Raw genomic sequence first — 20,015 nt, 5'->3', positions numbered from 1 at the left:
AATAGAGATTGTAGGGGCGGATGTTTGCATCGACCCCTACAAGGATGCGGTCTAAATAAATTTTATGCTTGTTCCCTCACATCCTCCGGCTTCCAAATCACCCAGGTCACGGCGAAGGCGACGCCGAAGGAAATCGCCATCATGATGATGTACTGCAAGGGCATATGAAGATGCAGCAGGATACCGAAGATGCCGGTCACGCCGGTGCCGGTGGCACCCAGGCCCACAATGCTGGCGTAGAGAGCACCGCAGGCACCGCCCGCCAGGCCGCCCAGGAAGGGCTTAAAGTAGCGCAGGTTGACGCCGAAGATGGCAGGCTCAGTGATGCCCATGCAGGCAGACATGGCGGAGGGCAGTGCCATGGATTTGACCTTCTGATCCTTGCTCTTGAGGGCGACGGCCAGGGCTGCACCGCCCTGGGCCACGTTGGCGGCGCTGGCCAGCGGCAGCCAGTATGTGTAGCCGAACTTGGATAGCTGGCCGAGGTCAATGATCGTGTACATATGGTGAATGCCGGCCACGACGGTGACGGCATACAGACCGCCCATGATGAAGGAACCGATGCCGAAGGGCAGCTGGATGAGGGCCTGCACGCCGTTGATGATGCCGTCCTCAATGGTGGTGAAGATGGGGCCGATGACGGCCAGCGTCAGATAGCCGGTGACGAAAACGGAAACCAGCGGGGTGACAAACAGGTCAAACATGGCAGGCACGACCTTGTGCAGCCGCTTTTCAATCTGCGACATGACCCAGACTGCAATGACGACCGGGATGACGTGGCCCTGGTAGCCCACCAGCGGGATGGAGTACAACCCGCCGAACACCGGCTGATAGGTCTGCACGCCCTGGGACGCGACGGTCCAGGCGTTTTGCAGGTTGGGGTGGATCATGATCATGCCGATGACCGCGCCCAGGTAAGGGTTGCCGCCGAAGACTTTCGCGGCAGAATAGGCAATCAGGATGGGCAGGAAAGTGTAGGCGGTGTTGGAAAAAATCTGTGCAAAGACGTAGACCGAGCCGGAGGTATCGATGTTGAGGAAGCCGTTGTTGACCATGAAGTTCAGCGCTTCCATGATGCCCATGAGGAAGCCCGACGCCACGATGGCCGGGATGATGGGCACAAAGATGTCACCCAGGGTCTTGATGGCCCGCTGGTACCACGGCGCTTTGGCGGCCGCAGCCTGCTTGACTTCCTCTTTCGTTGCGCCGGTGATGTCCGCCAGCGCGGTGAACTCGTCGTAGACTTTGTTCACGGCGCCGGTGCCGAAGATGATTTGTAATTGCCCCTGTGCCTCAAAAACGCCCTTGGCACCCTCGGCATTTTCGAGGGCTTTCTTGTTGACCTTGCTGTTGTCGGCGATGACTAGGCGCAGGCGGGTCGCGCAGTGGGCTGCGGATACGATGTTGGATGCGCCGCCGATGGCATCCAGAACTTGCTGTGCCGCGTGTTTGTAATCCATAATGACTCTCCTTCTTGTGATGGTGTAGAGGACTGTGAAATCAATTTCATTTGATGATTTTATTATAAGCGATGTTGTGCGGAATTTCTATTCGCGGGTTGCAACAATCTACAAAGCATGTGTTATCGATTTCACACAGTTTCACATGGAAGTAAGGCAAAATGCACAAATTTATGGGTGCTGAGTTGTAGGGAACGTCCATGGGCGGCCCGCAGCTTTGCGGCAGATGCCCGCTTGTGGGAAAGCTGCGGGCCGGGCATACCCAGCCCCTGCATGGCAGCGGGTCGGAACGCTACAGCGCCCAAACATTCTCGTCGGCATTTTCATCCCCGGTAGACGCCCGGCATTTCAGCTCCCAGCTTAGTTGCAGGTCGCGGGGTTTGGTGTGGGGGTCGGCCAGCATTTCCAACAGCAGGCGGGCGGCCTTGTCCCCTGCCGTGCGATAGTGCAGGTGGACGCTGGTCAGCGGCACATAGGCAACACGGCCCGCACGGCTGTCGCCCACGGCGGCGATCATGATGTCCTCTGGCACGCGCAGGCCATGGCTGCGGCAGTATTGCAGCGCACCGATGGCAATGGTGTCGGTGGCGCAGAACAGGCAGTTGATGCCGGGGTCGCGTTCCAAAAGCTGCTGCGCCTGCTGGTAGCCGGACTCCATGTTGAACCGCGCCACGCTGACCCGCTGGGGGCGCGGTACCAGCCCGGCGTCCCACAGTGCGGCCTCGAACCCGGCCCGGCGGGCCTGGCCGACGGACTTGTCCAGCATGGTGGCCCCCAGGAACCCCGGTGCGCGGCGGCCTTTTTCCAGCATATGCGCAGTGGCGGCGCGGGCTGCACCGAAATCGTCGTGATACACGCTGGAATAGCCGCCGTACTGCTGGCCCAGAATGACGACCGGGATTTTCAGACTGTCCAGTACGGCTTGGTGCTCCGGCGTGAAGATGGTGGCGATGAGGATAATGCCGTCCACGGCGTCGTGCCGCAGCGTGTCCAGCGCTTTGACCTCGCGCTCGTTCTCGTTGGCTGTGTTGACCAGCAGCAGTTGGTAGCCCTGTTCGTCCAGCACGCGGCTGATGCCCTCCACCATGCGGGCGCAGCTCTCACTGCTGAGCTTGGGCATAATGACGCCGATCTGCCGGGTACGGCGGGTGCGCATCATCTGCGCCTGCATACTTGGGCGGTAGCCGGTCTCGGCCACGGCCTTTTCAATGGCTGCGCGCTTGTCGGCGCTCAGGTAGCCGTTGTTGAAATACCGGCTGACCGCCGCCTTGGATACCCCCGCATAGGCCGCAAATTCCGTGATATTCATATAGGATGCCCCCAATGATATGATATTGATTTCAGTATAGTTCGTTTCTATGGAATTGTAAACCCCTGCAACCGCCCTATAATAGCAATCCACAACAAAACGCCTGCACCTCTTTTACAGGTACAGGCGTTCAAGCTATTTGTTATTTCCCATTTGCCGCTTCGCGGTGCAAATTCGCGATATCCACCAGCTCCATCTGGCTGATATCGTGGTCGCCGCGCAGGGCGTCCACCAGCACGCTGGCGGTGTCCATGGCCGTGATGGTCGGGATGGACAGCTCGGTGGCCTTGCGGCGGAACTTGACCGAGTCGCGGTGCGGGTCGCGGCCATGGGGGCTGGTGGAGATGATGTAATCCACCAGGCCGCTTTCCAGCAGATCCAGCACGTTGGGGCGTGCGCCGCTCATCTGGCGGACGACACTGCAGGGTATCATCTCGCCGTTCAAGTACTTGGCTGTGCCGGGTGTGCCGTAAATCTTATAGCCGTAGTCGTGCAGCTTCCAGGCCAGCTTGGCAGCTTCAGCTTTGTCGCTGTCCTTGACCGAGATAATGACGCAGGAGCCGGGGCCGGGCACCTTGAACTGGTAGCCAGCCGCCACCAGGCCCTTCATCATGGCCTCGTGGAAGGTGGGGGCGATGCCCAGCACCTCACCGGTGGACTTCATCTCGGGGCCCAGCATCGTGTCAACGCCGTGCAGCTTCAGGAAACTGTACACAGGCACCTTGACGGCGTAGTAGGGACTCTGCCCATTGCGCCACAGACCGGTGCCGTAGCCCATATCCTTGAGCTTTTCGCCCAAGGTGCAGCGCACGGCCAGATCGACCATCGGCACACCGGTGACTTTGGAGATATAGGGCACGGTGCGGGAGGAACGCGGGTTGACCTCGATGACGTAGACGCGGTCATTCTGCACGGCGTACTGCACGTTGACCAGGCCCACGACCTTCAGCTCGCGGGCAAAGCGGCCGGTGTAGTCGACCAGCGTGTCAATGACCTTCTGGCTGAAGGTCGTGGGCGGGTAGACGCAGATGGAGTCGCCGGAGTGAACGCCGGTACGCTCGACCTGCTGCATGATGCCGGGCACGAGGTAATCCGTGCCGTCGCAGATGGCGTCGACCTCGCACTCGGTACCCAGGATGTACTTGTCCATCAGGACCGGGTGACTCATGTCAACGTGCTTCGTGATGACGCCCATGTACTCGATAACGTCGCTGGAATTGTAGGCCACGATCATGTTCTGGCCACCCAGAACATAGGACGGACGCATCAGGACTGGGTAGCCGACCTCCTGCGCCGCCTGCAAAGCCTCGTCCAGCGTAAAGACGGTGCGGCCCTCCGGGCGGGGGATGCCGCAGCGCTCGAGCAGCTCGTCAAAGCGTTCGCGGTCCTCGGCCTCGTCGATGGCATCGGCAGGGGTGCCGAGAATCGGCAGGCCGATCTCGTCCATGTGCTTGGCCAGCTTGATGGCAGTCTGGCCGCCGAACTGGACAAGGCAGCCGTCCGGCTTCTCGGTCTCGATGATGTGGTCAACACTCTCGGGGTTCAGCGGGTCAAAGTAGAGGCGGTCGCCGGTGTCAAAGTCGGTGGAGACCGTCTCGGGGTTGTTGTTGACCAGGATCGCCTCGCAGCCGTGCTGCTTCAGCGTCCAGACCGCGTGGACCGAGCAGTAGTCGAACTCGATGCCCTGACCGATGCGGATGGGGCCGGAGCCGAAAACGAGCACCTTCTTCTTGTTGGGGTCGCTGCGCTCGGCGATAAACTGCTTGGCCTCGTTATCCTCGTCGTAGGTGGAGTAGAAATACGGCGTCTTGGCGGAAAATTCCGCGGCGCAGGTGTCGACCATCTTGAAGGCGGCCTTCGGCGCTTCGGGCAGGGTGTCCACGCCCGCCAGGCGTTTGATGGTCTTATCCAGGAAACCGAACCTCTTCGCGTTCAGATATTTTTCCGTCGTCAGTTCGCCGGTTTTCAGGCCCATTTCAATGTCGGCCAGGTGCTGCAATTTGTCCAGGAACCACCAGTCGATCTTGGTGATGTCATAAATCACATCATGTGGCACGCCGCGCTTGAGGGCTTCGTAGACGCAGAAGGCGCGCTCGGAGTCCTGCACGTGCAGGTGTTCAATGACTTCCTCGGTGGTCAGCTTTTCAAAGTCGGGCAGCGTCATCGTGTCAAGGCCCAGCTCAGTGGAGGAGACGGCCTTCATCATGGCGTGCTCGAAATTGTTGCCGATGGCCATGACCTCGCCGGTGGCCATCATTTGGGTGCCCAGAGACTTGTCCGCATAGACGAACTTGTCAAACGGCCACTTCGGGTATTTGACGACAACGTAGTCGAGGGCCGGCTCAAAGCAGGCGCAGGTCTCGCCGGTAACGTCGTTGGTGATTTCGTCCAGCGTATAGCCAAGGGCGATCTTCGTAGCGACCTTGGCGATGGGATAGCCGGTAGCCTTGGATGCCAGCGCGGAGGAGCGGGACACGCGGGGGTTGACCTCGATGACCGCATACTCAAAGCTGTCCGGCTTCAGGGCAAACTGGCAGTTGCAGCCGCCCTCGATGCCCAGTTCGGTGATGATATCCAGCGCGGCGGTGCGCAGCATCTGGTACTCTTTATCGGAGAGGGTCTGGCTGGGGGCCACGACGATGGAGTCACCGGTGTGGATGCCGACGGGATCCAGGTTCTCCATGTTGCAGACGGTGATAACGTTGCCCTTGGAGTCACGCATGACCTCGTACTCGATTTCCTTCCAGCCGGAAATGCACTTCTCTACGAGGATTTGGTGGATCGGAGACAGGCGCAGACCGTTGGTGGCGATTTCATGCAGCTTCTCGCGGTCCTCGCAGATGCCGCCGCCGGTGCCGCCCATGGTAAAAGCAGGGCGCACGATGACCGGGTAGCCGATGACCTCGGCAAAGTCCAGTGCGTCGTCCAGATCCTCCACGACTTTGGAGGGGATGATGGGCTGGTGCAGCTTTTCCATCGTGTCCTTGAACAGCTGGCGATCCTCGGCGCGATCGATGGTGTCGGGCTTGCAGGCCAGCAGGCGGACACCGCTGCGGTCCAGGAAACCGCTGCGGGCCAACTCCATGGAGAGGTTCAGGCCCATCTGGCCTCCCAGGTTAGGCAAGATGGCGTCGGGTTTTTCTTTTTCAATGATGCGCTCGACGACCTCGGCGGTCAGCGGCTCAATATATACATGGTCGGCGATGTCAGGGTCGGTCATGATGGTAGCGGGGTTGGAGTTGACCAACACCGTCTCGACGCCCTCGGATTTCAGCGCACGGCAGGCCTGGGTACCGGAGTAGTCGAACTCCGCCGCCTGACCGATAATGATGGGGCCGGAACCGATGACCAGCACCTTTTTGATACGCGGGTCTTTAGGCATTGTCGATCACTCCTTTCGCAGCCAGCATACGGCTGACAAACTCGTCAAACAGGAACTCGGTATCCTTGGGGCCGCCGTTGGCCTCGGGATGGAACTGCACGGTGAAGCAGTTCCATTTAAAGTAGTCAACACCCTCGCAGGTGCCGTCGTTGGCGTTGAAGTAGCTCATCTGGCCTACGTCCTTGGACAGTGTCTCGTCCTCCACCGCGTAGCCGTGGTTCTGGCTCGTGATGAAGGTACGGCTCTTGCTGATGTGGCTGACCGGCTGGTTGGCACCGCGGTGACCGTATTTCAGCTTGCAGGTCTTAGCGCCCGCGGCCAGCGCGGTGAGCTGGTGGCCCAGGCAGATACCGAAGGTCGGGATGCCGGTGTTCAGCATTTCGCGGATGTTTGCAATGATTTCCACATTCTCCGCCGGGTCGCCGGGGCCGTTGGAGAGCATCAGGCCGTCGGGGTTAAGTTTAGCCAGTTCGGCGGCGGTGGCCGTGCCGGGCAGCACGGTCACGCGGCAGCCGCGCTTTTGCAGACAGCGCACGATGTTGTTCTTGCAGCCCAGATCCAACAGTGCAACGTGCAGAGGCGTGTCGCCCCACTCCCCTGCCTGGGTCGGCTCATAGGTCTTGGCCTCGCGGCAGGTGACGGTCTTGACGGCGTTGACGACGGCATAAGCGGCAATCTCGGGCAGCAGCGCGGCCTTCTTCTCCGGCTCGGCGTCAGGGTCAAACTCGGTGGTGATGGCACCGTTCATGACGCCGCTCTCCCGCAGGGTGCGGGTCAGGCTGCGGGTGTCGATGCCCTCAATGCCGATGATGCCGTTTTTCTTCAAGAAGGAATCCAGCGTTTCCTCGCTGCGGAAGTTGGAAGGGGTCTTGCACGCCTCGCGCACAATGTAGCCCTTGGCCCAAATCTTGCCGCTCTCAGTATCCTCGCTGTTCATGCCGTAGTTGCCGATGAGCGGATAGGTCTGGGTGATGATCTGGCCGTAGTAGCTGGGGTCAGTCAGCGTTTCCTCAAAGCCGACCATACCGGTGGCGAAAACGACCTCGCCGATGGTGGTGCCGGGGCAGCCCACGCTGACCCCGCGGAACACCCGGCCATTGGCCAATATCAGATATGCCTGCATAGTGTAAGCCTCTCGTTTTTGTTATCTATAAAGTAAACGTGTGCAAGAGAAGAGGTAAGAGAGAAAAGAGTAAATTCAGGAAGCCCTCTTATCTCTTCTTTACTTCTCATTTCTCTGCTTACAAAGTCTGCTTCGCAGCTTCCTTCATCTTGCGACTGCCCAGGTGCACCAGCGGCAGCTTGCCCTCCTTGCAGATGGGGCATTCCTCGGGGGCATAGTTGGGCAGGTCGAGCTTGAGCGCACTTGCCACAATGGGGATCGGGGACGGTGCCTCGGCGCGGGTGCGGTCCACTACGCATGCGATGCCCACGCAGATGCCGCCGTTTTCCTCGATGACACGCTTGGTTTCCAGGCTGGAAACACCGGTGGTCACAACGTCCTCGGCGATGACGCAGCGCTCGCCCGGATGGATGCGGAAACGCTTGAGGGTCATGACATTGTCAACGCGCTCGGTGAAGATGGCGCGCTTGCCCATCTGACGGCCCAGCTCGTAGGCGTAGACAATGCCGCCCATGGCGGGGCCGACTACAACGTCAATGTTCAGTTCCTTGAGCTTCTCGGCGACCGGGGCCATGACCTCAGCGGCCTTGTCCGGGTACTGCTGCAAAAAGGCCATCTGGCAGTATGCGCCGGAGTGACGGCCGGAGGACAGCAGGAAGTGCCCCTCCAAAAATGCTTCACATTCTTTCAAAACGTCCAGAGCTTCGCGTGCCATAGTTTGTTCCTCCTGTATGTTATTCAACTTATAGTAGCATATTCTGTATAAAAATGCAAGATACATGAATGCTTATCTTGGTGACAGCTTCCCACTTAAGGGGAAGCTGTCGGCGGCCCTGACCGCCGACTGATGAGGGGCGACCTTGCCGTTGCTGCCCGTGAAGGGGCGGCGGTGCAAGCATGCCCCTCATCCGGCCTTCGGCCACCTTCCCCCTAGGGGGAAGGCTTTTATCTTGCGCAGCCGCGGATCTCCTCCAGCGTCTTGACGCCGTGAGCGTCCATCCATTGGTTGATCTCGCTCGTGATGCGGGTGCAGGCTTTCGGGTCCAGGAAATTCGCGGTGCCCACCTGCACGGCGGCCGCACCGGCCATGATGAACTCCAGCGCGTCCCTGCCGGTCAGGATGCCGCCCAGCCCCACGACCGGGATGCTGACGGCCCCCACGGCCTGCCAGACCATGCGCAGGGCAATCGGCCGCACCGCCGGGCCGGACAGGCCCGCGAAGGTGTTGTTGAACACCGGGCGGCGCTTTTCCAGATCGATGGCGCAGGCCTGGAAGGTGTTGCACAGGCTGATGGCGTCCGCGCCTGCAGCCTCGACGGCCTTGCACATCTCGGGGATGCTCTCGGCCTGGGGGCTCAATTTGACGATGAGCGGCACATTGCAGACTTTGCGCACCGCAGAAACGACCTCGCTTGCATCCGCCGCGCGGATGCCGAACGCCAGACCACCCTGCTTGACATTCGGGCAGCTGATGTTCAGTTCAATGAAATCCACGCCCGCAGCGCAGAGCATCATGACGCCCTCGACGTTCTCGTCGATGGTGTGGCCGCCCAGGTTGGCCCAGACGGTAGTGCCGCACTGGCGCATGGCGGGCAGCTCGTGGTCGATAAAGTGTTGTACGCCGGGGTTTTGCAGGCCGATGGAGTTCATCAGGCCGGAGGGCGTCTCGTACAGGCGCTCGCCCTCGTTACCGGGCTGGCCGTGCAGGGTCAGCCCCTTACCGGAGATACCGCCCAGCACCCGCAAATCCTCGATGCCCGCGTACTCGGGGCCGAAGCCGAAGGTGCCGCTGGCCGCGACGACCGGCCCGGCCAGGCGCTTGCCGAGGAAATCAACGTGAAGATCTGCCATCAGTCAAACACCTCCTGTGCGCTAAAGACCGGGCCGTCCTTGCAGACCGTGACCGGGCCGATTTTCGTGTGGCAGGTGCAGCCCAGGCAGGCACCCAGACCGCAGGCCATCTTCTTTTCAAGGCTGGCCAGGCAGGGCACACCCGCGTCGGCGCAGAGCTTGGCCACGCCGCGCATCATGACCATGGGGCCGCAGGTCAGCACAATGTCATAGTTGCGCACGTCCAGCAGGTCCGTTACCAGGCCGTGGTGGCCCTCGCTGCCGGAGTCGGTGGCCAGGTGGATAGTGTGGCACCAGGGCACAAAGCTCTCCATGCCATAGCTGGCGTCGCGGAAGCCGACGTAGAGGTCGGGCCGCACGCCCGCGCGGCACAGCTCCTTGCAGAGCAGCAGCAGCGGCGCGGTGCCGATGCCGCCGCCCACGACGGCAATGCGCTTGTGGCTGGCGGCCAGCGCGGCGGTGTCAAAGCCGTTACCGCAGGGGCCTGTCACGGTCAGGGCATTGCCAGCCTGCAGCGCAGCCAGCTTGCGGGTGCCCTCGCCCTTGACCTGATACAAAAAGGTCAGTGCGCCGGTCTGGTTATCAAAATCGTCCACGCTGATGGGGCGGGACAAAATCGGCGTGGCGTCCGCTGCCCAGGCGCGCAGCATATAAAACTGGCCCGCATGGGGTTCGCGGCTGGGATCCTGCCACTGCACGACCAGGCGCATGATATCGGAAGCGACAACTTCCTGACGCAGGACCGTTAAATTACAGCTTGTTGCATTCACCTTGGATATCCTCCCGCATGCGCACGCACTCGTTGTAGGCGGCCTCGTCAAAGGCGACGCCGGGCTGTTTCTTGTAGGCCAGCAGGATGCCGCGGCTGGAATTGACGACGCCGCCGTTGCCCTTGGTCAGGTACTGGGCAATGTCGGCCGCCTTGCCGCCCTGCGCACCGTAGCCGGGGATCAGGAAGAAGGTGTCCTTGTAGGCCGCGCGGATGGCAGTAGCTTCCTCGGTGTGGGTACCGCCAATGACCAGGCCGATGCTGGAATAGCCGTGCTCACCCATGTAGTCCTTGCCCAGGGCGGTCAGACTGTCGCCGACGAGGTCATAGACGTGGCGGCCATCGTCCAGCTTTTTGTACTCAAAATCCTTCGCGCCGGGGTTGGAGGTGCGGCAGAGGACGAACACGCCCTTGCCCTGCTCGGCGCAGTACGGCAGATAAGGGCTGATGGAATCCAGGCCCATGTAGGGGGCCAGTGTGATGATATCGGCCTCAAAATCGCCGGTAAAGTGCGCCTTGGCGTACATTTCAGCAGTCTTGGCAATGTCACCGCGCTTGATATCGGCAATGACCGGCAGGCCGGTGGCGCGGGCCATTTTCAGCGTTTCGGCGTAGGCGCGCATACCGTCCAGGCCCAGGGACTCGTAGTAGGCGATCTGCACTTTGTAGCAGCCCGCCACGCCCTTGGTGGCGTCAATCAGGGCGCGGTTAAACGCGACGACATTCTCCCCTGCCGTCCTGGCGGTGTCGGTGGTGGGCAGGTAGCTGATTTCGGTATCCAGCCCCACGCAGACAGGGCCGTTCGCGGCAACGCTCTCGTACAGTTTGTCCATGTTGGTAAGCATGCTGATTCCTCCGTTTGATGTATACAAATTGTGGCTTTGTGGCTCTGCAATATAATGTATATAATGTTGGAAATCGTAGGGGCGGATTCTATATCCGCCCGCGGGGCTGTGCCAGCGGCAGCCTTGCACGGGCGCATAGGGAATGCGCCCCTACGGGTGTTTTGTGCGTGAAGTGGCGTTACTCTTCAATCTGGAACGTAACCTTTCCGCCTTTGATCGTTGTTACGACCTTGCCGTAGAGCAGCGCACCGTCATAAGGGCAGTTCTTGCTCTTGCTGTGCAGCTCGTCGGCGTGGACTTCATACATATGGTCGATATCCACCAGCACGACATCGGCGTCGTAGCCCGGTTCCAGCAGGCCCTTGTGGTCGGCCAGGCCCAGCACGGCGGCGGGGCCTGCGCTCATCAAAAAGCTGAGCATTTCCAGCGGGATGCGCTGCTCGCGGCAGAGCTTGGTGTAGCAGACGCCGAACGCGGTTTCCAGGCCCACCATACCGGCGGCTCCCTTCTCCTTTTCTTCGGCGGTGTGGGGAGCATGGTCGGTGCCGATGCAGGTTACGGTGCCGTCCTTGATGGCGTCAATCAGTGCGTTCACGTCGTCCGCCTTGCGGATGGGCGGATTGACGCGGTAGGTCAGGCGGCTGTCGTCAAACCACAGGTGATGGGGCGTGACCTCGCAGCTGACCCGCGCACCCTTCATCCGGCTCATCCGCACGGCGTCCACGGATTCCTTCGTGGAGACGTGGCACATATGCAGCCGCGTGCCGTAATATTCGGCCAGGTGGCAGTTGCGCACCGTCTCGATGTTCTCAGCCAGGCGGTAGTCCCATGGGCTGATCTCGCGGTCCTCGGCGTGGGACATGATGGTTAGGCCGCGCTCGGTGGCGATCGCAAAGGCGCGGGCCATGACGGCATTGTTCATGACACCGTTGCCATCCTCGGTGATGAATTTGACATCCTCGGGCAGGGTCAGCAGATGATCCAGCGTTTTGCCGTCAAAATCTTTCGTGATGGAGACGGTCTGGTTTGCGTCGCACAGCCCCACGCGGGCGGCCTCAGCCTCGACGGCGTGGGCAATTTCGGCGGAAGAGCAGACAGGCTTGGTGTTGGGCATCAGGTTCACGAAGGTATACCCGCCCGCTGCTGCGGCGGCAGAGCCGGTGGAGATATCCTCTTTATACTCAAAGCCGGGGGTGCGCCAGTGGCAGTGGGTGTCGATGAAGGCAGGCAGCACGGTACGGCCCTTGGCGTCGAGCACCGTCTCCCCTTCCGGGACAAGCAGCCCCAGGCCGACAGCGGCGATCTTGCCGTCGCGCAGCCAGACCTCAACAGGTTTGCCGGCGCTGTTCTTTGCGTTGCGGATCAGCATGGTGGGAACCTCCTTACCATTTCCTTTTGCCCAAAGGCCCCTAGGGGATTTGGGCAAAAAAAAACTTTTCCCAAAAGGGAAAAGTCAAAAAGTCACACTCAAATCAACAGCAGGAAAAAACACTGCACCGTGAATTTTGAAGCAAGAAACAAACTGCATCATCATTCTGGCAAGCTCCTTCCCGTCATTTTTACATGGGTTTTACTTATTGTACCATGCACACGCGGCAGTGTCAATGCAAACGCCCGGATTGCGAAAGTAGGGATTTCCTGAATTTTTGCGCCGACTTTTGTACAAATTGATAAAAGTGTATTTACAGCGTGTGCCGATGCGGCCAACCTTACAGCACCCCCCCTCGTTTTTGTGTGGTTTGGGTTCAGTATACCGTGCAGCGCGATTTTTTGCAAGCATTGCACCCGGCACAAAAATATGCTATACTATAAATTATTATGGTGAAGTTAAGAGGAATGAACTATGGGCCTTTGGGAAGATGCAAAAAATATCCGCGATAAAGACCCCGCCGCGCGCAATGTGGCGGAGGTTATTATCCTGTATCCCGGCTTTCATGTGTTGGTCACGCACAAGATTGCGCATTTTTTGTACAACCATAAGTGTTTCTTTCTGGCGCGGTTCGTCAGCCAGCTGGCACGCCACCTGACCGGCATTGAAATTCACCCCGGCGCCAAAATCGGCCGCAAGCTCTTTATCGACCACGGCATGGGCATCGTCTTTGGCGAAACGGCGGAAATCGGCGACAACTGCACGATCTACCACGGTGTGACCCTGGGCGGCACCGGCAAGGATACTGGCAAGCGCCACCCGACGCTGGGCAACAACGTCCTGATCGGCGCGGGGGCCAAGGTGCTGGGCCCGGTTTATATCGGCGATAACGTCCGCGTCGGCGCGGGCAGTGTGGTGTTGAAAAACCTGCCCGCCAACGCCACCGCCGTCGGCGTCCCCGCCGAGGTCGTGCGGGTCGGCAGCGTCAAGTGCGTTCCGGCGGACGACCTGGATCAGCAGGATCTGCCGGATATCGTCAACCAGCGTATCTCCGAACTGGAAGCCCGCCTGAGCCGCTTAGAGGCCGAAAAGCAGGGCGAGTTCCCGCCGGATAAAAAAGAATAATAAAAACGCACGCCGTGAAATTTACGGCGTGCGTTTTTTGTCAGTATGGCTTCCCCAGAGGGGGGAAGCTGTCAGCGGCCCCGCCCGCTGACTGATGAGGGGCAAACTTACCGGGAATTTCCCACTGACGGGCAATAGGGCAAACCCGCCCCTCATCCGCCCTCGGTCGGGGCCTCGGGCACCTTCCCCCACGGGGGAAGGCAATCAACTCATTTCAAATTCCGCAAATCTCCGCTCTCACGGAAATCTTCATAGTCCAGAGACAGTGATGGGCTGTAATAGGGGTCGTGCAGGATGTTGTCCCTGCCGTGTACGGCATACAGGCGGTCGTGCTCGGCGTCAAAACGAGCTTTTTTGGCCGGGTCGTTCTCGTCCGAGCCGCGGCTCTTGCTCTCATAATGGTAAAGCTCGGCATAGGGCGTCCAGACGATGCGGTAGCCGGCATCCCGCACCCGCAGGCAGAAGTCCACGTCGTTGTAGGCGACGGTGAACTCCTCGTCCAGGCCGTGCACTTCGTCATAAACGGCGGTGCGCACCAGCAGGCAGGCGGCCGTCACGGCCGAAAAATCCTGCACGGTGGCCAGGCGGAACATATACCCGCTGCCGCCGCGCTTGTGGTACTTGTGGCTGTGGCCCGCGTAGCCGCCCAGCCCGGTGATGATGCCCGCGTGCTGGATCGTGTCGTCGGGGTAGTAGAGCATCGCGCCGCAGATGCCGACGCCGGGCTGGCTGCACTCGCCCACCATCTGGGTGAGCCAGTCGCCGTTGATGACCTCGACGTCGTTGTTCAGCAGCAACAGATACTTGCCCGCAGCGTACTTGCGGCCAAAATTGTTGATGCGGCTGAAATTGAACCCGCCCTTGTAGGTCACGACCCGGGCGCGGTCGTAGCGGTCGGGCAGCTTTTTGTAGTAGGCCGTTGTGGCGGGGTCGGTGGAGTTGTTCTCAATGACGATGACCTCAAAATTTTCATAGGTCGTCTTGGCGTAGATGCTGTGCAGGCATTTTTCCAGATCGTCGGTGTGATCTTTGTTGGGGATCAAAATAGACACGAGGGGCTGCGGCTCCGGGATGTCCCAGACGACGTGGCAGGTGCCGGGGAAGCGCCCGGCCTCCACCCTGCCCTGCCGCCCGGTGGCAGCGAGGTGGTCGGCGACGGCGCGCTGCGCGGCCTGCTCGACATAGGGCTTAGCCGCCGTGCCGCCGCTGGTGGATGCCGCATGCACGCGCCAATAGTACAGCACCTGCGGGATGTGCAGCGGCTTGGCTGCGGGGTCAGTGCGCTGCATTTCATCGATGAGGCGCAGGAATAAGTCGTGATCCTGCGCACCGTCGCACGTGGGTCGTTCGCCGCCGACGGCATTGAACAGCGATTTTTTGAAGACAGCCAGGTGGCAGATGTAGTTGACCGCCATCAGGTACTCGGGCGCGTAGTCGGGCTTGAAGTGGCCGACGCGGGGATGCTCGGGCGTTTTTTCAAACAGGGCCTCGTCGCTGTACGCGAAGGCTGCACCGCTTTCGGCCAGGGCCTTGCCCATGCAGTAGACGGCGTGGGGGGCCAGCATATCGTCGTGGTCGGCCAGGGCCAGGTAGTCCCCGGTGGCGAGCTTGGCGGCCTCGTTTGTGTTGGCGGCGATGCCCTTATTCTCAATTTTGGCGTAGACAATGCGCTTGTCCTGCGCGGCGCGGGCCTGCACGGTTTTGGCAACGTCGGGGTGGGCGTCATCGCTGGCATCCACCAGCACCAGCTGCCAGTTCGGCGCGGTCTGGGCCTGCACGCTGTTCAAAAACTGCTGCAAAAACTGCGGTGGCGTGTTGTACAGCGGCGTCAGGATGCTGATGGTGGGCCAGGTCTTAGCGGCCGGGTCGGCACGCTGAACGTCTAATGTCTGTTTTGCGGGCAGGTACCGCGCCTTTTTGCCGAAGAACCGCCGTTTAAAAAAGCCGACGGCCCGCCCGGCCATGACGCCGACGCCCTGTTCTTTCGTCAGGGTCCGCGCATAGCCGAACAGCTCTTTGATGCGTTTTGTCTCAAGGCTCATGGGGTGGCTCCTCATAAAAGCAATCTTTGTGCCAGAGGCGGGGGTTCGTGTCGATATACTGCCAAATTTGTGCGTAGCCATGTTCGGTGCGTACAACATGGTCATGGAAAGATTTTTGCCAGATGGGGCGGGAAAGCCGCTTGGAAACGACACCTTTAAATTGCTGTATAACGGTAGAGATTGTAGGGGCGACCATTGGTCGCCCGCCCGGCCCATTCTGGATTAACAACAACAAATGAACATGGTTTGGCATTATGGCGTACTTTTCTAACGAGATATGCGGATACTGTTTTGGGATTTCCCAAATACACCGCTCTACAACTTTTCCTGCTTTGGACAACGCGGGTGGGTGCTGCGGGCGAGCAATGCTCGCCCCTACATTCTCGGCTTCCGTGAACGTATCATTTTCCCACAAAATCCTCTGTCGTTCGTGCGTGCAAATCGTGATGAAATACGCGCCGTTCTGTGCGTAATCGTACTCCGTAAGGCGGTTGATTTTCCGTTTTGGCTTCATCACTTCAACCCGAAATTTTCAAACAGATTGTTGAAATGTGGGTTGTAATAAGGGTCGTAATTGTCGATATACTGTTTATATTTTGCGTAGAAATTCGCTTTCTCGCGCTCGTATCGGCGGGCGTTCTCGCTCAGGGTGTCCAGGCCTCGGCTCTTGCTCTCGTAATGGTAGGCCTCGGCGCGGGGCGTGTAGACGTTCAAAAGGCCTTTCTGCCACAACTTCAGGCAGTAGTCCACGTCGTTGTAGGCAACGGCGAACTTTTCCTCGTCCAGACCGCCAAATGCACGGTAGAGTGCGGTTTTCGTCATCAGGCAGGCACCGGTCACGGCCATGTAATCCTGCGTCGTGACCAGGCGGTACATATCGCCGACGGCCGTGCGGGGGTAACTCTTGTGGCTGTGGCCCGCGCTGCCGTTGATGCCCATGAGCACGCCCGCGTGCTGGATCGTGTCGTCGGGGTAGTAGAGCTTTGCGCCCACCGCGCCCACATCGGGCCGCTGGCTGTAGCTCAGCAGTTCGCGCAAAAAGTCGGGTGACAAAATCTCGATATCATTGTTCAGCAGCAGCAGGTGCTCACCCTCGGCAAACGTCGCGCCAAAGTTGTTGATAGCCGAGAAATTGAACGGGCCTTTCCCCTCAAACGTCACGACCCTGCAGGTCGGGAACCGGTCATGCAGCGTTTTATAGTAGGCAAATGTCGCCGGGTCAGTGGAGTTGTTCTCGATGACGATGGCCTCAAAATTGTCATACCCGGCGTTTTTGTACAGACTTGTCAGACAGCGGTCCAGGTCGTCGGTGTGGTCCTTGTTGGGAATCAGCACGCTGATTTTCGGGTGGCCGGTCAGCTCGTACTTGACCTGGAACGCGCCGGGTGCATCGGGCACCGCCATGGCGTGCCCCGGCAGGCTGAGACGTTCGAGCTGCGCGTCGATGGCCCGCTCCCCCGCCGCGATGGCGTAGGGCTTGGCCTCCATGCCGGCTGCCGTTGAGCCTGCATGGCCGCGCCAGATGTAGAGTACTTTCTTGATATGCTCGATGTGCTGGGCTTTTTCAGTCAGGCGCAGAATCAAATCGTGGTCCTGTGCGCCGTCAAACTCTTTCGATTCATAGGCCCCGGCGGCATCCAGCAGCGGGCGGCTGAACACGGCCAGATGGGTAATGAAGTTGACCCCGCGCAGGTAGTCCGGCGCAAAGTCGGGCTTGAAGTGGTAGCCGCCCAGCTCCTTCAAATCGGCGGAGAGGACAATTTCATCACTGTACACAAAATCTGCACCGGTGTTTTGGATGGTCTGTACAACCTCGAACAGTGCGTTTAAATACAGTACGTCGTCGTGGTCCAGCAGGGCAACAAAATCGCCGGTGGCCAGCTCGAACCCACGGGTCGTGTTGGCCGCAATGCCGCCGTTCTCAATCGGTTCATAGACGATGGTGCCGGGCACGGCCTTGGGCAGGCGGCTTTCCAGCCGCTTGTCGGCGTCGCTGGCGTCCACCAGCACCAATTCCCAGTTCGTGTAGGTCTGTTTGACGACACTTTGCAGCATTTCGTCAAAAAATTTCGGCGGCGTGTTGTACAACGGGACGATGATGCTGACCTTCGGCCCCTGCAAATGTGCAGCGCGTTGGGCTTTCAGCTCCCGGCGCAGCGGGATATCTGCCCGATGCCGCCAGTCGTCGTGGTGCATGGCCAGACCGACGCGAAATTTCACGTCGCGCCACAGCTGCTCGGCCCCTTGCTCCCGCAAGGTGCGCACACTGCGCCCGGCCAGATCCCGCAGGTGGGCGGGATTCAAAAGCCGCCGCGCCATGCCGCCCACGCTGTCCTGTACGGCAAGGTCGGCGGGGCGCTCGTTGTTCGGTTTTGCATTTTCGGGCATCGTTTATTCCTCGGTAACTTTCGCAGGCATGGCGTCCTTTTTCTCGAACCTGCGGTACTCGGCGGTGATCTCCTTCGTCGGGCCTAAGCGGCGCAGATGGCCGTGGTCGAGCCAGGCGACCTTGTTGCACATACGCTCGATCTGGTCAATGGAGTGGCTGACCAAAATGACCGTGGTACCGCCGGAAAGCAGCTCCGCCATGCGCTTTTCGCACTTTTCCTGAAACAGGAAATCGCCCACCGACAGAATCTCGTCGGCAATCAGGATATCGGGCTTCGTCATCGTCGCCACGGCGAAGGCCAAACGCGCCACCATGCCGGAAGAGTAGTTTTTCAGCGGTACGTCGAGAAAATCCTGCAATTCGCTGAACTCGACGATATCGTCAAATTTTGAGTCGATGTACTTGGGCGTGTAGCCCAGCACCGTGCCGTTTAAATAGATGTTCTCCCGCGCGGTCAGGTCCATGTCAAAGCCCGCGCCCAACTCAATCAGCGGTGCAATCGTGCCGTTGACCGTGACGCGGCCCGCGCTGGGCTTATACACGCCGGAAATGACTTTCAGCAGCGTGGACTTGCCGCTGCCGTTTAAGCCAATCAGGCCGTAGAAATCGCCGGGCATGATATCAAACGATACATCGTCCAAAGCAAAAAACTCGTCAAAGCGCACACCGCCGTGCAGCAGCGCCACGAAATACTCTTTCAGGCTCTCGTGCTTTTCTTTGGCAAGGTTGAAGCGCATCGAAACATGGTCGATGGAGATAATGGGTTTCTGTTCTGCCACTTCGATGCCCCCTTACATGTACAGGACGAATTTGTCCTGGTTCTTTTTAAAGACGCAGACGCCCAGCCCCAGGCTGAGTGCGGCGCAGAGGAACGGAATGAGCACCATGTTCGGGGTCAGCCCTTCGCCCCACATGACGCAGGAACGCACCGAGGTGATGTACCAGTAGATGGGGTTCAGGTTGATGATGTACTGCATCCAGCTTTCCATCTGGCGCGGGTCGTAGAAGATGGCGCTGCCGTAGACGAGCAGGGTGCAGAACACTTCCCAAATGTGCATGATATCGCGCACAAAAACGTAGAGCGTTGACAAAATCAGCCCGATGCCCAGGCTGAAAATAAACAGCATGACGATGGGATAGACGGCCAGCAGTACGGTCTTGACCGAAATGTGCGACCAGGTCAGCAGCGCCACGATGAAGAGTGCCACCAGGCTGAAGAAGAAGTTGACCAGCGCAAAGCAGCACTTTTCCAGTGGGAAAATGTACTTAGGGATGTACACTTTTCGCAGCAATGGGCCGTTTTTCAGCACGCTCTCCATGGCCATGGTCGTACTCTCGCGGAAAAAGTTGAACATCAGCTGGCCGATGATGAGGAACAGCGGAAAATCCTCAATACCCTGGCCGCGCTGGTTGAACAGCGCACCGAACACGGCCCACATGACCAGGCAGGTCAGCAGCGGGTTCAGCACGCTCCAGGCTACGCCCAGCACGCTGCGGCGGTATTTCAGCTTGAAGTCGCGGGTGATAAGATTTTGCAGCAGGTAGCGGTACTTCCAGAACCCTGCAAAGGTGTTTTTCAGATTTTGCACAGCTTATCCTCAATATTTTTCAAAATACTCGAACTTCTGCTCGGCGAAGGGGGTGTGCTCCTTATCCTTGGCGCTGGTCTTGTGCGCACAGCCGCAGTCAGGCCACTGCACGTTGACGGTCGGGTCGTCGTACGGGATGCCGCCCTCGGCAGTCGGGTCGTAGACGTCGGTGCATTTGTAGCAGAACTCGGCCACGTCAGACAGCACGACAAAGCCGTGGGCAAAGCCCTCGGGAATCCAGAGCATCTTTTTATTCTCGGCGGACAGCGTCACGCCCACCCACTTACCAAAAGTCTTGCTGTTGGGGCGGCAGTCCACGGCGACGTCGAATACCTCGCCCAGGGTCACGCGGACAAGCTTGCCCTGGGTGTGCTTGGTCTGGAAGTGCAGACCGCGCAGCACGCCCTTGGTGGAGCGGCTCTGGTTGTCCTGCACGAAGGGCTTGTCGATACCGGCAGCGGCGAACTCGTCGATTTGGTAGGTCTCCATGAAATAGCCGCGGTCGTCGCCAAAGACGGTCGGCTCAATGATCTGCACTTCAGGAATCTCAGTCTTGATAAAATTAAACTTGCCCATGGTTGGAATCTCCTTTTTCTATATTTTATAGGACAGTATATACATAACAATACAGATTATATTATACTCCATTATAGCGCATTGGGCAAGATGGCAGTAAAATTTTGTCGCTGCTGTAACAACACGTCCGACTTTTCCGTCTTGTAGGGTGAGGGCAGATGTGCTATGATAATACGAAATGAAAGG

General features: G+C 59.3%; 16 protein-coding genes. 1 reads left to right on the top strand and 15 read right to left on the bottom strand.

Annotated elements, in window-relative coordinates:
- Positions 1-62: 62 nt before the first annotated feature.
- The 9 genes from GPK89_RS13745 to GPK89_RS13705 all read right to left on the bottom strand — a co-directional run bounded on the left by GPK89_RS13745 (position 63) and on the right by GPK89_RS13705 (position 12,108).
- Positions 63-1,460: a PTS transporter subunit EIIC gene (locus GPK89_RS13745; RefSeq protein ID WP_215693963.1), complete on the bottom strand. Its 1,398-nt coding sequence runs from the start codon at positions 1,458-1,460 to the stop codon at positions 63-65.
- A gap of 292 nt (positions 1,461-1,752) precedes the next feature.
- The gene (locus tag GPK89_RS13740) at positions 1,753-2,769 is read right to left on the bottom strand and encodes a LacI family DNA-binding transcriptional regulator (protein ID WP_215693961.1); all 1,017 of its coding nucleotides are present in this window, start codon (positions 2,767-2,769) and stop codon (positions 1,753-1,755) included.
- A 142-nt stretch (positions 2,770-2,911) separates the two neighbouring features.
- The gene (gene carB, locus GPK89_RS13735) at positions 2,912-6,151 is read right to left on the bottom strand and encodes a carbamoyl-phosphate synthase large subunit (RefSeq protein ID WP_215693959.1); all 3,240 of its coding nucleotides are present in this window, start codon (positions 6,149-6,151) and stop codon (positions 2,912-2,914) included.
- Positions 6,144-7,274: a glutamine-hydrolyzing carbamoyl-phosphate synthase small subunit gene (carA, locus tag GPK89_RS13730; RefSeq protein ID WP_215693957.1), complete on the bottom strand. Its 1,131-nt coding sequence runs from the start codon at positions 7,272-7,274 to the stop codon at positions 6,144-6,146. The genes carB and carA overlap by 8 nt, the downstream gene beginning before the upstream one ends.
- 118 nt (positions 7,275-7,392) lie before the next feature.
- On the bottom strand, positions 7,393-7,989 hold the full coding sequence (pyrE, locus tag GPK89_RS13725) for an orotate phosphoribosyltransferase (protein WP_215693955.1): 597 nt from the start codon (positions 7,987-7,989) through the stop codon (positions 7,393-7,395).
- A gap of 230 nt (positions 7,990-8,219) precedes the next feature.
- The gene (locus tag GPK89_RS13720; RefSeq protein WP_215693953.1) at positions 8,220-9,125 is read right to left on the bottom strand and encodes a dihydroorotate dehydrogenase; all 906 of its coding nucleotides are present in this window, start codon (positions 9,123-9,125) and stop codon (positions 8,220-8,222) included.
- Positions 9,125-9,895 (bottom strand): dihydroorotate dehydrogenase electron transfer subunit, encoded by a 771-nt coding sequence (locus GPK89_RS13715; protein WP_215693950.1) that lies wholly within the window; start codon positions 9,893-9,895, stop codon positions 9,125-9,127. Before GPK89_RS13715 ends, GPK89_RS13720 begins: the two co-directional genes overlap by 1 nt.
- A complete protein-coding gene (gene pyrF / locus GPK89_RS13710) occupies positions 9,876-10,739 on the bottom strand; it encodes an orotidine-5'-phosphate decarboxylase (protein WP_215693948.1) in 864 nt (287 codons plus the stop codon). Before pyrF ends, GPK89_RS13715 begins: the two co-directional genes overlap by 20 nt.
- Positions 10,740-10,917: 178 nt before the next feature.
- A complete protein-coding gene (locus GPK89_RS13705; RefSeq protein ID WP_215693946.1) occupies positions 10,918-12,108 on the bottom strand; it encodes a dihydroorotase in 1,191 nt (396 codons plus the stop codon).
- A gap of 474 nt (positions 12,109-12,582) precedes the next feature.
- Here GPK89_RS13705 and epsC point away from each other — a divergent pair, with 474 nt between their 5' ends.
- Positions 12,583-13,233: a serine O-acetyltransferase EpsC gene (gene epsC / locus GPK89_RS13700; protein WP_215693944.1), complete on the top strand. Its 651-nt coding sequence runs from the start codon at positions 12,583-12,585 to the stop codon at positions 13,231-13,233.
- A gap of 209 nt (positions 13,234-13,442) precedes the next feature.
- Here the strand turns inward: epsC and GPK89_RS13695 are convergent, their stop codons facing one another.
- The 6 genes from GPK89_RS13695 to rfbC are packed head-to-tail and all read right to left on the bottom strand — an operon-like array spanning position 13,443 to position 19,829.
- Positions 13,443-15,275, bottom strand: coding sequence for a glycosyltransferase family 2 protein (locus tag GPK89_RS13695; RefSeq protein WP_215693942.1), 1,833 nt, complete (start codon positions 15,273-15,275; stop codon positions 13,443-13,445).
- On the bottom strand, positions 15,265-15,789 hold the full coding sequence (locus GPK89_RS13690; protein ID WP_252261670.1) for a transposase: 525 nt from the start codon (positions 15,787-15,789) through the stop codon (positions 15,265-15,267). Before GPK89_RS13690 ends, GPK89_RS13695 begins: the two co-directional genes overlap by 11 nt.
- The gene (locus GPK89_RS13685) at positions 15,789-17,663 is read right to left on the bottom strand and encodes a glycosyltransferase family 2 protein (protein WP_215693938.1); all 1,875 of its coding nucleotides are present in this window, start codon (positions 17,661-17,663) and stop codon (positions 15,789-15,791) included. The genes GPK89_RS13690 and GPK89_RS13685 overlap by 1 nt, the downstream gene beginning before the upstream one ends.
- A 3-nt stretch (positions 17,664-17,666) precedes the next feature.
- Entirely contained in the window at positions 17,667-18,401 is a 735-nt protein-coding gene (locus GPK89_RS13680) for an ABC transporter ATP-binding protein (RefSeq protein ID WP_215694066.1), read from the bottom strand.
- 54 nt (positions 18,402-18,455) lie between these two features.
- The gene (locus tag GPK89_RS13675; RefSeq protein WP_215693936.1) at positions 18,456-19,253 is read right to left on the bottom strand and encodes an ABC transporter permease; all 798 of its coding nucleotides are present in this window, start codon (positions 19,251-19,253) and stop codon (positions 18,456-18,458) included.
- A gap of 9 nt (positions 19,254-19,262) precedes the next feature.
- Positions 19,263-19,829, bottom strand: coding sequence for a dTDP-4-dehydrorhamnose 3,5-epimerase (rfbC, locus tag GPK89_RS13670; RefSeq protein WP_215693934.1), 567 nt, complete (start codon positions 19,827-19,829; stop codon positions 19,263-19,265).
- Positions 19,830-20,015 lie beyond the last annotated feature (186 nt).

This window comes from Gemmiger formicilis (assembly GCF_018784445.1).
In the GTDB taxonomy this organism is placed as follows: domain Bacteria; phylum Bacillota; class Clostridia; order Oscillospirales; family Ruminococcaceae; genus Gemmiger.
The sequence above is the reverse complement of the archived record's forward strand: the minus strand, read 5'-3'. Positions and strand labels throughout refer to the sequence as shown.